Here is a 14895-nt window from a genome sequence, read left to right as displayed (position 1 = left end):
GAGCGGTAGTTCAGTTGGTTAGAATACCGGCCTGTCACGCCGGGGGTCGCGGGTTCGAGTCCCGTCCGCTCCGCCAAACAGATCAGCCCTTGTCATATGACAAGGGCTTTTTTGTGCTCAAAATTTACCTTTCACAGTTTGCTTAATTTTTACGTATTTCAAATCAACACCTTATGATGTTAATGAATCTTTAATTAAATGCGTCTAATCTATTAATTATCACTTGCTCTACTTAGGTATTTAGTATTTTATTACTGTAAGTAAAATACAAAGAACATCGGCAAAGATACAGCTAAGCACGTTAGCGCTTTTATAAGGATATATACATGGTTGAACACATCACAGGCATGCTCGCACTCATTGGTGTGTTGTCTTTATTGTGTCAGTGGATCGGCTGGAAGTTACGATTACCTGCAATTTTACCGCTATTGCTGTGTGGACTATTGTTAGGACCCGGTTTAGACATTTTAAATCCAGACGCCATTTTTGGTGATTTACTGTTTCCTATTATTTCTTTAGGGGTTGCAGTCATCCTGTTTGAAGGCGCATTAACGCTTAACTTTAAAGAAATTAAAGATCACGGCCGCATGGTGACGAATTTAGTCACTTTTGGTGCTTTTATCACTTGGGCATGTATTGCACCTGCTGCACATTGGTTATTGGGCTTTGAATGGCCTATGGCACTGTTATTTGGCGCTTTAGTTGTGGTAACAGGGCCAACGGTTATTGTCCCTATGCTGCGTACAGTAAGGCCTAAATCAAACCTTGCCAGTATATTGCGATGGGAAGGCATTGTGATAGACCCAATTGGCGCTATTCTTGCGGTTTTAGTTTATGAATATATCGCAGTTGCTGCCGCAGCAGACCCAACCACTCATGTATTGTCTGCATTAGGTATTACTTTACTACTGGGTTTTGGCTTGGGCGCTATAGCTGGCTATTTAATTGGTGTCGCGTTAAGAACCAATGTCTTTCCCCATTATCTTAAAAATACGGCTGTGCTAACCATCATGCTAGGCATGTTTGTTGGTTCTAACTTAATTCAAGAAGAATCAGGTCTGCTGACTGTAACCGTAATGGGAATTTGGCTGGCCAATATGCGCGGCGTGGATATTGCGGATATTTTAGAGTTTAAAGAAACTTTAACGGTGCTGTTAATTTCTGCACTTTTTATTTTATTAGCTGCAAGATTAAATTCAACAGCCATGTTAGATCTGGGTTGGGGTGGTATTGGTGTATTAATGGTTGTAATGCTGGTGGCGAGACCATTAAGCATTTGGATTTCAGGCATTGGCACTAACTTGTCCCGCTCTGATAAATGGTTTTTAAGTTGGGTTGCACCGCGCGGTATTGTTGCAGCGGCTATCTCATCACTATTTGCGATAAAGCTAGAAGCTATTGGGGTTAACGGCGCGAGCTCAATTGTGCCATTAGTTTTCTTAATTATTATCGGTACAGTCGTTATTCAAAGTTTGACTGCAGGCCCATGGGCAAAATTTTTAGGCGTTAAAGCGGATTCGTCACAAGGTTTACTGTTATTTGGCGCATCTAAATTTTCACGTGAGTTAGCTAAAGTGTTAACTGAGAAAAATGTCAAAGTCATGCTTGCTGATAATAACTGGGATAATATTCGTCAAGCGCGTATGGCAAATATTCCAGTGTATTTTGGCAACCCAGCTTCAGAGCATGCCGATAACTTTATGGACTTAAGCGGTATAGGCCGAGTACTAATCCTGTCACCTTATCGACAATTAAACCCACTAGTGAGTTTTCATTTTCAGGACTATTTTGGCAGTGAAAAAGTTTATGGTTTAAATAATGCTGAAGGCGGAAGTGCTAGACATCAATTGTCTGAATCATATTTACAACGTTTATGCTTATTTGGTGAGTCTGTCTCATATGCACGAATTGCCAGTTATATGGCTAAAGGTGCGGTCATCAAGGTGACTAACATCACTGAAAACTTTACGTTGGAAGACTTTAAATCTCGTTATGGCGAAACTGCAATGCCATTAATTTATTTGACTAAAGATCAAAAAGTAAAAATTGTCTCAGGTATTGAGCAAGACTTACCGATAGGCATCGAGCTCATCAGCTTGTTACCACAAGAGGCCCAAGAGCAGGATGTCATCCAACGTAACTTAAAAGAAGTGGCTGATAGAGAAGCAAAACTGCTAGCAGAAAAAGGGCAAGCGGAAAAACAACAAGCTGAGCAAAATGAAACGCAAGCAACGGATAAAAAACCGTCCAACAGTCAACAAAAGCCTCAGGAATAAAAGTCAGTTTATAATGAATCAATAATCAGTAACAAAAAAGGCTTCGTGTTAACGAAGCCTTTTAGTATAAGCATTTGAATTAATTCAAATGCTTATATTATTCTGTGATTAGTGTTCAGCGATAACTGATAAGACAACTTCGTGATGATTTTTAGTTTTAAATTTATCAAACACGTGCGCCACTTTACCGTCTTGACCAATTAAGAAACTTAAACGATGGATGCCATCGTAGATTTTACCCATATCCAACCACCCTTGGACATAATTTAAGACATAAAAATTGACATATTTCAATGAAGTCTATACTTAACAGTGAGTTAGATTAATAAATTTTCCTTTTGAATCCTAATTATATCAGTTGTCATATTTTTTTGTAAATAGGGCTGTTTTTGACGCTTTTTAGAGTTGTGAACTGTCATAAAAAGTTTAGGCGGTGCAATGGTTCATAGCTGATTGTCATACGGGAGAGCAGTCCGCAAATTTGGGTAAGAACATTTATCAGGCCTGTAAGCCTCCCTTAAATTTTCCTGATTTTAAGGGAGAGTTACAATATTGCGGCTTTGATTTTGTAACTTAATCAAGTAGGGTAAGTCTACACTTAAAAATAAGAGGTGAATAAAGATGTCAGAAGAGAATAAGCATGGGGGATATCGTCAAGGTGCAGGTAGAAAAACTAAATATGAAAAAACAACGGTAATGCGAGTGCCTGAAAAGTATAAAGAGGTCATTAAGCATCTAATTAGCCATCTAGATAACACCGCTGGGCTAAGCCATCATTTTAATGAATCTGAATCAGAGCCTTTATACCTTCGGTCTTTAGAGGATAAAAAACAACATATAACTTTCGTTACTAAACCCTTTAAATGAGGCTAGCGCATATATATTAAGCACATATAATTTTCTATAAGTTATCTTGATAAAGTTACGAAATCAAGTTGTTTGTTTTCTAGGAGTACTACGAATTTTGAATTCGGGAGTAATCAATCACCACGACAATAAAGTTTGAAACTCACTTGTGTCCAAAAACAAGCTAGATAGGCTTTAGTTTATTTGCTCGTATTTAAAGGCTGCAACAAAAGTTGGAAGCCTACTCATTGTTTATTGTTATATTATCAAAAAATTTCTTACGGTTTTCCAGTCTGGGAATTTACTTGTTCCGAAGTGAATAATCTCGCCAGAAAATAACTCCTGGCCTTTACCATAATCGTAGTCATCAATGAGGTATGAGCCTTTCAACAAATCTTTACGTGGGGATATGATTAACCTGTCTACGTACTCCATACCAAGATAATCTTCAACCCAAAGCCTTTTTTCTGTATAGCAAAGAGGGTTCAAAGTGGATGGTGCTGTAAGAATAAATGGGTCATATAACTCTGATGCTAATAGTTCTTTCATAAGCTCTATACTGCCTTCTAAGGGCAGTAGACCACGAAAGAACCCACTTTGACTTTGCGGGAATAGAACATCAGGATTCAGCTTGATCGCTAATTTATGTGCATTGGAATAATCACAAATAGTATCGTCTAAATCGATGTAAATTATTTTTTTGACCATATTTTTAATTTTCCCACCAAAATTGTTGAAGCCTATTATAGTCGCTAGTTCCGAAATTTAGTTGGGCATCCTCAACGTTTATTAAAACAAGTGACATGTTGTGGCAAAACGAAGGTGGAAGTTAGCCTGATATGCCTGTTCTGGATGTTGCTACTCGCTCTTTACGCGTGTGGGTTTCTTTTGCGCAGTCCATAAATGACAAGAGGTCGTATACGTCGCAGTTAAAGAATCACGAATGTGATACTAGAATGTTTTAGACTAATCTAAATTAATTTTATACTTTATTCTTGCGGGCATGATCTCTTCAAATTCGCAATTTAACGCATTAGCCAATTTGTACAAGGTTTCTAATTTTATATTAACTAAACCTCGCTCCATCTTGCCGTAATTGCCTCTTTCAATACCTACATAGGCGGCAAAACCTTCTTGAGAATAACCAGCGTCTTTACGCTTTAGGCGCAACATATCACCAAACTGTTTAACTAAATCACTCACCCTAGTTTTCCCTTAGGTAAAATGATTAGATTTTCATGTTGAGCGCCAAAGCACCACGCCCTATAATACCCACCATTATATTTAATTGAATCAGGATTTACTTTGAAACTGGACCCTATTGTTGCTCAAATTATTCTGGTGAAAAACTTTGATAACTTCACCACCAATGATGTCCGTTCAGCCTATTTAGCATTGAAAGGAGATATCTCTTTAGACCCTTCGATCGTTCGAAGAAAAATATATGCCGAACTTTTAAAGCTGGTGAAAAAAGGCTGGCTTAAAAAAATAATACCGAAACAAAAAGGGTTAACTCGTTTTAAAAAGACAGTTGATTTTGACGTTGAAGCAATAGCCTTAAAAGTTAAGTCTGAATCGACAAGATTACTTAAGAAGCCTGATGGTAAGCAAGAGCATTTACTTAATAAGTTGAACCACTATAAAGCTGAATTATTATTGAATTTAGGAGAGTCAGAAGCATACAAAGAGCTTTATTCAGAATGCCCTGAATTAGTTGATGAAATACAACCGCAATACAACATAGCCAGAGACAATAACACTAAAATCCTGGGGAAAATTAGAGCCATTGAAGGCCTACTTAAGTAAGTAACACCATTAGAGAAAATATGAAATTAAGACAATGGCAAATGAGTTGTATCAATAAAGCATTAAAGCAATACTTGAATGGCAACTGCCACTTTTTAGCCCTAGCAACACCTGGCGCAGGTAAAACCTTGATGGCATCTGAATTAGCCGACCAATTATTGAAAAACGACCTGATTGATTTAGTCATTTGTTTTTCACCTTCCTCCATCGTATCTCAAGACTTCAGTCAAAGTTTACAATTGAGAATTAATGAACGATTTGATGGTTTGTTGGGTGCTAAAGGGCACTCTATGACATACCAAAACTTACAGCATCTCGATGCAAAATTTTGGGCGCTATTTTCTCGATATCGAGTATTTGCAATCTTTGATGAGATCCACCACTGCGCAGGATCAAATATTGAGAATGCAAATGCATGGGGAGAACAAATAATATTAAACATCAAAGGTAGAGCTAAATACACACTAGCACTAACAGGAACCCCTTGGCGCTCAGACGCTGCTCCTATCGTTCTTTCTAACTATGTACACCCAAGCTATAAAATTTCATGTGACTACGTTTATGGGCTTGCTGAGGCTATTCAAGATGGTGTTTGCCGAATTCCGCAGATAATAGCTGTGGATAATAATAACATTTCAGTTATTGATGACGATGAAACTAAAACCTTTACGAGCTTTAAGTCTTTACTGTCTGAGTCAATCATTTCGTATCAGGAAGTTATTGAAAACGAAAAGGTCATTAAGTACATCGTATCTTCAGCACAAAAAAAACTAACATCAATAAGAGCGAAAAACTCCGATGCAGCAGGATTAATCGTCGCTTCATCCATTGACCATGCAAAACAGATTTCAAGATTAATGAAAGGCTATTTTAACATAGATGCCGTTGTTGTTACGTACAAAGAAAATGATCCTAGTAATATTATTCAACAATTTAGACATGCAAAAACTAAATGGATTATTTCGGTAGGCATGATTAGTGAAGGAACTAATATCCCTCGATTACAGGTTTGCTGCCACCTAACAAATATCAAAACAGAAATGCATTATAGACAAATTTTAGGTCGAATACTTAGAATGACAAGTTCCCCGAATCAAGAGGCTATTATGTATATGCCTGCTGAACCAAAGCTGTTGGAATATGCTTATAGAGTTAAGCAAGATGTACCTATTGAAGCTGATGTCGTTCAGTTTGAAAAGATGAAAGATTGTGATGAAAAAGATGCTAATAATGAAGCTTCTTCAGAGGTAACATTTGCTAAGGAAAGCAAGGCTAGCCCTTCATTAGAACTCAAATTCTGTGAGAATGATAAATTCATTGATCATTCAACCTTTAACGGAAAGAGTGAAACCGTTGAAGAACATTTTTTAACAAGCTCGTATGACAAAACCGTTAATATTTTAGGGCGATTTCGGCAAGAAGCTATAGCTTTGGGGCTAAGTGAATTGCGGTGATTATACGGACGGTCTAGAAATTTAAGAATCGGATTGTGGTGGTTTAGCAAAACTGGCCACTACTTTGTAGTCAATTGATGTGTTTGGCATAGAATAAGTTATCAGAAGGTTCAGCAGCACTTGTTCATCGTAATTCGGAATTGCCCCAAAGTTAGCTAGGGAAGAAGTTTGTTTGCCCCCTGTTTACCAGCTTTTGCAATAGCTAAGCTAATGTGAGGCGCTACATACAAGACCTGCCACTAATTATCATATAAGCTGAAGTCTAGTGACTTTGCACTTTATTTTTTAGTAGCGTCTAGCTCCAATTGAAACCACTTAGCTCAATTGACACTTCTACCCTCATTGTGACAGTTCTTCCTGCACGAAGATTGCACTTTATGCAATGATGGAGGTTCTTTGTTACACTCAGGAAGAGCAACAGAGGTTGAGCGTTTTTGTGTTGTAACTAATTGTTTGTACGCTGATTCACTGTTATTCTTGAGTGATTAAATTGCTGGCAACCTGTTCTTATTAAAACAGTTCTTATTCGGAATTCAGCCTAATATACAGTTAAATTGCTAAAGGAGTTTTGAGTATCCGAAATATCTTAGTAACCGATCGTTCAGTAGCAGAGTTCTGCTCAACATTCGATTCAGAAATAACTGTGATTACTAATTTACTTGAACAAAGTGAATCTTGCTTTGAGCACTATTTTAGTGAGCCCGAAAAACAAAAATATAAATGGGTGCAGGAATTCACATTTATGACCATAGAGTCTCTTGTTACAGCAACAAGGCTTTTGATTGAAGGGCATATTAATGCCTCTGGAAATACCATGAGAATTTCCTATGAATCTTTATGTTTAGCAATACTACTTAGTGCAGAGAGCGATGTAATAATTGATAAGGGTAAGAACGCAAAGCCAGTCAATTTTTACAAGTCTTATGAAAAAGGAAAGAATAATACAAAGGCTCATAGGGCTATCGATAATGTTTTATTAAATGCTGATACATTAGGCTTAATAGAGGGAAGTGAGTGGCTTAAGCAAGCAAAGACTTTTTATAATGGTTATAGCCACGCATCATTAATGACAATGGGTTCATTGATGTTACCTTCGGGTAAGCCAATTATTGCAGGTGATTTTTATAAGGAGAAATTAGACTTATATAAAGACCATTTAAAGTTTATCGTTAGGTACGCAAGTCATTTACCTAAACTTATTGAGACAGTCGCTTTACGCAATTTAACAAGCGTTTTAAGCGCAACAGAAACAGGTGGTTAGGTTCCACTCCGCTACACATTATAACCAATAATTTTTGTCCATTTAAGCGGACGTTATGTTTTAAGGAGTAGTGTTTGCCAAAATTTCATGAGATACAAAGTAGATTTGAATGGTTAAATGCATTTTTCCGTTCGTATCATTCGCTTTTAGTTATTGAAGATAAATGTACTGATTTAGATCGAACTTATAAAGATTTAAGTCCATTTACACATTTAAACAACGTTCTCTTATATGACACTGTGATAAATTGGTGCAAAATATTTGGTTCTCATAAAGAAGAGTGTCATTGGAAAAAGGTTGTAAAAGACCACGATCATTTCCGTAGTTATCTCTTCAAAGCAATCGGTAAAACACAAGAAGAATTCTCAGAGTATCAAGGGCAAGTTGTAGACTTCAGAAACAAATGGGTAGTTCACTTCGATCCTAATTATGAGCATCCAGCAGTTCCATTTTTTGATATAGCTCATGATAGTGCAGTTGCACTTCATTGCTACCTAAAGGAACAGTCAAATGAAGAGTATCCTTATGGTGGACCTGAGAATATTGAAGACTTTGGTAAAGATGTGGCTAAAGCCTTGTTTTCAAAGTTATTAACCTATGATAATAAAACATAGCAAGGCGTTATGTTTCAATAAGGCATACAATGAACGCTGTATTTCAAACTGATTTTGAACGCACGGAATTTACTGACGAGATTCATAGTTTATTTGGTCGAATATTGATTTTAACAAGTCGCTTTGATAGTGCTTGTAAGGCTTTAGTAAGATTGCCTTCAGTCAAAGTTTCAGTATCATTAAAAGGCATGATTACTGATGATGAATTTAAGGAATTACTTAACAAAAACTTATCTTCTTTTAAAAATTTAAATAGAGCAATTCAATCATTACCAGAATACAAGTTAGGTGCCAGTCAAGTTTTAGACCAAGCGCGTGACTCAAGAAATGAGTTAATTCATAGTTCAGCTTTGGGTATGGATCGTAATCTCGATGATTTTGATAACATCGATAGGTTCATGCAAAATCTCGCTAGTCTCGTAAGAGAGCTGATTAGAGGCGATATCGTTGTTTCTTGTATAACCTCGCTCAGTAATAAAGAGGATATTCCAGACTATTTCTTATCTAAAGAATATGAGAACTCAATATTAAAATGGGTGTTTCAACGCTTCCAAACATAATAAACGGTTCAAACGCAACAAAAAAACAGTTGGTTAGATCCTGCTTTACTCTACATTACAATCAACAATTTTTGTCAGCTTAAGTGCGCCTTATAGGGCTTTCAGGTTTTCGTTAAATATCTTATTTGAGGGAAAAACTATTTCTATCATCATTGAAAAAATGACGACATGGCCAAAAGACCTTATTGCATATCTAGAAGATAATTTTGAGGTTTTTATCGGTTGGTGCTGTGTTAGTGAAAACCAATCTAGTGTATATGAATTTGAAAACTCACTATCTGAAGTGCGTGTGATTTTAAAGAAATATTCTTTGATAGGTTACCACTGTACAAAATTAACTAGAGGTGAAATTTCAAAAATTTCAAAATATGGCATGTCTCTTCAAAATGGAGCAACACTTAGTTCTCGTCTTGAAAAGCTCGTATCAGAAGGCTCTATTATTAAAGAGGTGGCTGAGAAACTAAGGGTTGATAATCAATGTGATGATGGTAATAGAGCAAATATGCTTTGGTTTTGTTTTTACGAGCCTCATAAATCAGGAGAGCATGGAATAAATCGGCTTTTTAAATCTTGGGGAGGAGAAGCTTTATATAATAGTCATGAAGGTAGTGATATTTTAGGTGAAGTACTTAAAAATATAGGTATCCCTTGTGTAATTAATGCAATTGTACCTATGAAGTCAATCCCTAACGCCAGGTTACCATGGAAAGAAGTAATTGCAACGTTCCTCTCGAGTAAAGGGTTCAAACTTGATAACCCAACTGATTATGAAGGTTATTCGATCGAGTCAATCACATCCGATAATATTATAGATATCATTGAGTACCCAACTGAAAAATTTGATAAATTAACTGGCTGTAGAGAGTGGTCTAAGAAAATAAATAGTGGTTAACAGCCTTATATTAAGGCGCTTAAGCGGAACTAAAGCAGTTGGTTAGGCTCCTCTTTGATACACATTATAACCAACAACTTTACTCCGTTTAACGTGACGTTACCGTATATCCGCTTGCCATACTTTCCCTAATGAGAGTCATCACTTTAAGAGCTTTGACTCTAACGCACTTCTGTCCAGAAATGGGTTAGTGCGGCTTAGCTCATTTATGCCCCTTTATCATTTAGAGGTAAGACTCATTCCCATTCCGTTAATGTGCGTTTACCCTACATATAGTTATCCGAATTAACCCCATCTAGCAGTTTTGCTTCACAGAGCAATCTATCCTCAAAGCATAGTTATTAACCTATTGATTATAAATTGAAGTGATAAATGAAAGACGGCATTATGTGAGAATTAGAAGCGGTTGTTAGCCGTATAGAAAGTATTATATTGTTATTGGAGTTTAGCGTGAAAAGTGATGAACTAATATATTCTATCCGTGAGCTTATCTCAGATGTTGCGATAGAAGTAGATCAAGATGCAGATCTTTATCCCATTGTTTCTGTTAATATATAACATAATAGTTTTGTCCTCTTATTCACGATATAGTGCAATAGATAACTATATCGTGAATAAAAAATGGAGATTTCATGAATAAAGTAATATTTGCATTTACGCTGTTGCTATTGGCTGGTTGTTTAGAGCACTCAAAGCCACGATCAGAGCAAGCATTAGAGTTCGTTAAAACGGGAAATTACGAGCTTTTGTCCGATGAAGATAAACAGGTCTATTCTAAATTAAGTTACAGCAAATTTGATAAATCAGATTTTGATGTAAGGCAGCAACCAACCAGCAGATTTTATGTTCTAGAGGTAGCGCTTAAAGACATGGTTACTTACAGGGTAGAGAATGAGGAAAATGACAAAGTAGTTATTGTCACTCGATTCCCAGAGTTACTTAGTGAGTTCTATTTTGAGGAGCAATTTTCTGAAAAACACCCCAAAATGGTAGAGAAAGCGGAAGGATTAATTAATACTTTCAATCAGGGGTACCTAACTGCGGAAAGGTTGAAGTTTGCAGAAAGAGAAGTACAAGTGAACTTCACTAGTACCGGAGTATTTATTGACTTAAAATCTCATAAAATTGCACAAGAGAAGCGTGATCAAATTGATATGATTGTTGATGGAATGTCAGAAGCAGCTGACAAGGCCAAAGAGCTAAACAGAGTTGCTACAATACCTGCGGATTATTTTGCCGAACCTGATTTTAGTCCACTATATATGAAAGCTGAAATTATTGCTTATCTACAAGAGTGTGAGCAGGCACTTGCAGACATTAAGGAGCTAGATTGGGAGTATGGTAAATATAGAGTCCGTTATTTGGATGAGTGCATTAGCGACTACAACAAGGTTTTAGAGCAAATTAATAAGTTTGAATTATTGCCAAATACTCTTGCAATTAACGATTTAGAATTTTTGTATATAAGTGAAAATAGATCTGAATTGATTGGCACTTATCAATACTCAGGAGAACAGCCCATTTTTTCAGTCTCGTTTATAGCTCACTTTTTTGATAAAAACGGGGATGAAATCAGAAAACAACAAATTGCGAATTTTATCTTGCAATTAGAACCAGGCAAATCTGGCAATATTAAACACTTTCTAAACTTTGAAGATATGGCTAGGGTAACGAAAGTCGAACTTGAGCCTATTGGCCTTTGGTAGTTAACCACCGCCTAGCAATAAATGAAATTGCAGAAATATAATTTCATGCTCAATTTTACGGATTGCTCAAACCTCCCTCTGCATCATTCCATAATGGAACAGAAAACCACGGTAGACGAAAACTATTGAGGAATGAATTAACAAATCTAAAGTTGCATGGTTTAGTTCAACTAACTTTTAACCATTAGCGTGGCCAAAACATTTCTGCCCCAAAACGATTTAGCAGCTTTAGTCAGCTAATGATTTCTAGATTTGAATAGAATCTAAATCAACGTCTAAACCAACGTCGTGGCGCTTCGCCCACACCAGACGAAAGGGAAACAACAGCATTTCCCTTTTCGATATCCCTTGCCGCTCCGACGAAATTTAAACAGAAAAATTTCCAACGGAGAATGATCCAGCTTTAAACTTTATTTTGAGTCCGCTTCGGCAAGCTACAAAAATCACTAACGCTTACGATGGGGCGTCCTTTCCCCTAGAAAGCTAGCCAGACATCCTTGTCTGGACTCACGCGATTTTCTTACTTGCCTCAATTCAAATGGAGTCTTCTAGCTAATTAAAACTAGATATTTTAGTTTTTTAAATTGACACGAATACAGTCAAATCGAAGAGATGAAAATTCGGGTGTAAGCACCGCGGTGACCGTCCATGACATGGACGTCATGGCCGAGCTTTCAGGGACCTTTTGATTTAAATAAAGAATGCAGCGTGTCACAGTCGTGCTTGCACGATAGCCTGCGGCAGGCAATGGGTTAAATTACAGTCATGGACTACTGAAATTTAGTCAATGTAAATGAAGTATAAAGTTGATGCTAGTAACTCGTTTATGCCCCAAAACGTGTTTGAAATGGATATCTCTCGAGGTTTAGTCATTTGTATTTACCCTCAATAATCTAATATCACCTTCAATAGAGTGGCCAAATTCGCTATACCACTACACTTTTTCTAATCGATTATGACCGCCTTACTTGTCGTCCAAATGACTGGTTGCCTATACAGGTATAACTGATTTTCTCCAAATTGAGATAATTCTGGCGCCAAAGGATGCGTAAAATGAGCTTTTTACGTATCGATAATTTTGTAACATTCGAGAAAACCCATACATATCAATCTACTGCGAAGTTTTTTAAAGTGTTGTATAGACCTCGTAAACAAAGACGCATTCTTTTTCCAGCAGTATTTTGAGCATTACTTACGTATTCGCGAAAATATTCCATTTACAACAATGGCTTAGCGATGGTACCTTTGAAGTTTGAATTGAGTAGCCTGGAACATTATTGTGCTGCTATTGAATAAGCTGTTAGGTACCTAATCGTGGTCGAAGATTTCAAATCTATGCCTCTAATATTGAAATTCATAACAGCACACGGATTATTTTGCTTTTTGTTTTTCCTGTCGGCTGTAATACCTGGCTTTGATGTGAATTTTTCCTACAAAGGGCAGTCAATGGGGTTTGATGAAATTTGGCAAAATGATCTGGGGGTCTACTTAATTTTAATAGGGTTGTTTTTTCCTTCTAGCGCTATTTTACTTATCAAAAAATGGCAATATTGCCGCCAGTTTTATGCTTTTGTTATTTTAGCAACTTTCGTCATTCTAAACGCTAACAGCGATAGTTTTATCTATTTACCTTTTGCTTTAATATTTCCATGCTTGCTAATTGCTTATCTATTCAAGTACGATAAAGCTAAGGTGTACTTCGGTACCTAACAAGCTAATAAATAAGGACTAAAAACAGTTTGCTGTTTTCGTTCCTCAACATTTTAGCAAACAATTTTTAGCCCATTATTAGGGCGTTATATGCTCGTATGGGAGTAGATATTGAGCTCAAATTTCAACTACCGAATTGATGCTCCATTTAGCGAAAAGAAACGCTTTTTTAGGGTATGCGTTTATCTTGTCTTATTGCCATTGTTTACCGGATTAAGCACAGGAATGATCTATGTATTAGGCGACTTGATGAATTTTGATATCAATGAACCTATTCGCAGCAGTGAGTTATCAGGTATAGAAATAACACTGTTTTTTGGTAGTTTTGGCCTTGTCATGTTAGCGCTTTTTGGCTTGATGCTATTCATCGCCAAAAAAACGTTTCAGAGGTTCAAAATTTAATGCAATCGCATATAACAAGCAAAGGCAAAGCGACGCGTACCGCGCGCTTGCTTTGAGCGTTATGTTTTCAGGGATAGATTTGAGTGAATAATTTAAAGTGGGTGGTGATATCAATCATTGTCCCATCATTAATAGTAGTGTTGGGTGTTCAGAGCTCTTATTGGTTTTCTGTTAGAAGTTCATTGAGAGATCTAGAAGTCCTTTACATCTTTGCCGCTGTTATTACTGGTATTCTGTGTTTCAAAAAATTAATCATTGAGTCCAAATCCAAGAAGGTATTTTTTTGGCTCCTGTACCTAATACTAATATCCCAAATCGTATTTTGGGGTAGTCTATTAACAGCTTGCGCTAATGGCGACTGCCTCTAAGAAAACATAACAAACCAAGTCAGCGGGACAATAACGCGTAGGCTCCCGTCACTTCGTTCCGTATTTTAGCCTACGCATTATTGCCCCTGCTTGGGGCGTTATATGCTTTATTCGATTAGGTAGTTCAAATGAGTCGAAAGAAATTTATGGAGTCTGTGGGTGCAACCTGCAGAAACTGGAACTGGAGCTGGTCATTCGTTAATCACGATGAAAAGTTTGTGGTTTTTGGTCATTGGGATGTACACAAAGATGGCTTAATCTTTGATGAAAGTTGGAAAGGTGCAGGGAGAAAGCAGTCACTTGAGCATGTATCTCTAATTCAGGAGCATGGGTACAGTTTAAAAACTTTCCCAATGCAGTACGATGAAACAGAAACTGGTACCGCCAAAATTAAAAGTTTCGACTGGATTCTTGAGGATAAGCATTTAGCAGGAGTTGGTGGTCTTTGGTATGCGTTAAGCCCCTCTGAACACGAGGGTGTCACAGCTATAGAAGAGGTTGTTAACCCAGAGACTTACAGTGAGGGTGCAACGAAGAGAATCTCTGTGAATGCATATGAGCGTAACGCTGATGCTAGAGCTAAGTGCATATCTCATTATGGGTGCAAGTGCTATGTTTGCAACTTTGATTTTCAAAGTGTTTATGGTGATATCGGTAAGGGTTTTATACACGTGCACCACGAAGTTGCACTTGCTGATATAAAGCAAGAATACGATGTTGATCCTATCAATGACTTAAAGCCTTTATGTCCTAATTGTCACGGAATCATACATAGAACACATCCACCGATATCCGTTGATGCTTTAATTTCCCTGTTAGGTGACAAGGTTTAAGACGCATATAACAAGGCCATTATGCAACGCCAGCAAGCTGGCTAGGACAAATTAATCGCTGGCCGTTTTGTGCTGAATCCGCTGCGCTAGCACAAATCGTCCAGCTCAAATTTGCCGCATATGGCGGCGTTGGTAATTCGAGCATTGCTCTGCATAGGTACGTATAT

15 protein-coding genes and 1 pseudogene are annotated in these 14895 nt (G+C 37.2%); 12 read left to right on the top strand and 4 right to left on the bottom strand.

Annotated features, from left to right (window positions below; genetic code table 11):
• The first annotated feature begins 326 nt into the window (after positions 1 to 326).
• A complete protein-coding gene (locus Q4600_RS18440; RefSeq protein WP_102528758.1) occupies positions 327 to 2276 on the top strand; it encodes a sodium:proton antiporter in 1950 nt (649 codons plus the stop codon).
• A gap of 108 nt (positions 2277 to 2384) precedes the next feature.
• Here the strand turns inward: Q4600_RS18440 and Q4600_RS18435 are convergent.
• Positions 2385 to 2519: pseudogene (locus tag Q4600_RS18435) on the bottom strand (thioredoxin-dependent thiol peroxidase); the annotation flags it as partial.
• A gap of 378 nt (positions 2520 to 2897) precedes the next feature.
• Between Q4600_RS18435 and Q4600_RS18430 the strand changes: the two are divergent.
• Positions 2898 to 3143, top strand: a complete 246-nt coding sequence (locus tag Q4600_RS18430) for a hypothetical protein (protein ID WP_303518466.1) — start codon at positions 2898 to 2900, stop codon at positions 3141 to 3143.
• A gap of 237 nt (positions 3144 to 3380) precedes the next feature.
• Here Q4600_RS18430 and Q4600_RS18425 read toward each other — a convergent pair whose 3' ends face one another.
• Together Q4600_RS18425 and Q4600_RS18420 are read right to left on the bottom strand one after the other, a co-directional pair.
• Complete coding sequence (locus Q4600_RS18425) at positions 3381 to 3830, bottom strand: hypothetical protein (RefSeq protein WP_303518464.1); 450 nt, start codon at positions 3828 to 3830, stop codon at positions 3381 to 3383.
• Positions 3831 to 4088: 258 nt separating this feature from the next.
• Positions 4089 to 4325, bottom strand: coding sequence for a helix-turn-helix domain-containing protein (locus Q4600_RS18420; protein ID WP_303518462.1), 237 nt, complete (start codon positions 4323 to 4325; stop codon positions 4089 to 4091).
• A 102-nt stretch (positions 4326 to 4427) separates the two neighbouring features.
• Here Q4600_RS18420 and Q4600_RS18415 point away from each other — a divergent pair, with 102 nt between their 5' ends.
• The 10 genes from Q4600_RS18415 to Q4600_RS18370 all read left to right on the top strand — a co-directional run bounded on the left by Q4600_RS18415 (position 4428) and on the right by Q4600_RS18370 (position 14728).
• Positions 4428 to 4928, top strand: a complete 501-nt coding sequence (locus Q4600_RS18415; RefSeq protein WP_303518460.1) for a hypothetical protein — start codon at positions 4428 to 4430, stop codon at positions 4926 to 4928.
• A 20-nt stretch (positions 4929 to 4948) separates the two neighbouring features.
• Positions 4949 to 6382 (top strand): DEAD/DEAH box helicase, encoded by a 1434-nt coding sequence (locus Q4600_RS18410; protein WP_303518458.1) that lies wholly within the window; start codon positions 4949 to 4951, stop codon positions 6380 to 6382.
• 568 nt (positions 6383 to 6950) lie between these two features.
• Entirely contained in the window at positions 6951 to 7643 is a 693-nt protein-coding gene (locus Q4600_RS18405) for a hypothetical protein (protein ID WP_303518456.1), read from the top strand.
• A gap of 74 nt (positions 7644 to 7717) precedes the next feature.
• A complete protein-coding gene (locus Q4600_RS18400) occupies positions 7718 to 8257 on the top strand; it encodes a hypothetical protein (RefSeq protein ID WP_303518454.1) in 540 nt (179 codons plus the stop codon).
• Positions 8258 to 8286: 29 nt separating this feature from the next.
• Positions 8287 to 8817 carry a hypothetical protein gene (locus tag Q4600_RS18395; RefSeq protein WP_303518452.1) on the top strand — a complete coding sequence of 177 codons (531 nt, stop codon included), beginning with the start codon at positions 8287 to 8289 and terminating at the stop codon, positions 8815 to 8817.
• A 160-nt stretch (positions 8818 to 8977) separates the two neighbouring features.
• Entirely contained in the window at positions 8978 to 9709 is a 732-nt protein-coding gene (locus Q4600_RS18390; protein ID WP_303518449.1) for a hypothetical protein, read from the top strand.
• 632 nt (positions 9710 to 10341) lie between these two features.
• Positions 10342 to 11415, top strand: a complete 1074-nt coding sequence (locus tag Q4600_RS18385; RefSeq protein ID WP_303518447.1) for a hypothetical protein — start codon at positions 10342 to 10344, stop codon at positions 11413 to 11415.
• 1314 nt (positions 11416 to 12729) lie between these two features.
• Positions 12730 to 13125, top strand: coding sequence for a hypothetical protein (locus Q4600_RS18380; protein WP_303517615.1), 396 nt, complete (start codon positions 12730 to 12732; stop codon positions 13123 to 13125).
• Between the two features lie 111 nt (positions 13126 to 13236).
• Positions 13237 to 13527 carry a hypothetical protein gene (locus tag Q4600_RS18375; protein ID WP_303517613.1) on the top strand — a complete coding sequence of 97 codons (291 nt, stop codon included), beginning with the start codon at positions 13237 to 13239 and terminating at the stop codon, positions 13525 to 13527.
• Positions 13528 to 14023: 496 nt separating this feature from the next.
• Positions 14024 to 14728, top strand: coding sequence for a hypothetical protein (locus tag Q4600_RS18370; RefSeq protein WP_303517610.1), 705 nt, complete (start codon positions 14024 to 14026; stop codon positions 14726 to 14728).
• 19 nt (positions 14729 to 14747) lie between these two features.
• Here the strand turns inward: Q4600_RS18370 and Q4600_RS18365 are convergent, their stop codons facing one another.
• Entirely contained in the window at positions 14748 to 14873 is a 126-nt protein-coding gene (locus tag Q4600_RS18365) for a hypothetical protein (RefSeq protein ID WP_303517607.1), read from the bottom strand.
• Positions 14874 to 14895 lie beyond the last annotated feature (22 nt).

Origin of the sequence: Shewanella sp. 2_MG-2023, from assembly GCF_030548905.1 — a bacterium.
Taxonomy (GTDB): Bacteria; Pseudomonadota; Gammaproteobacteria; order Enterobacterales; family Shewanellaceae; genus Shewanella; species Shewanella electrodiphila.
Note: the sequence above shows the minus strand (reverse complement) of the source record. Positions and strands in the feature narration are given on the sequence as shown.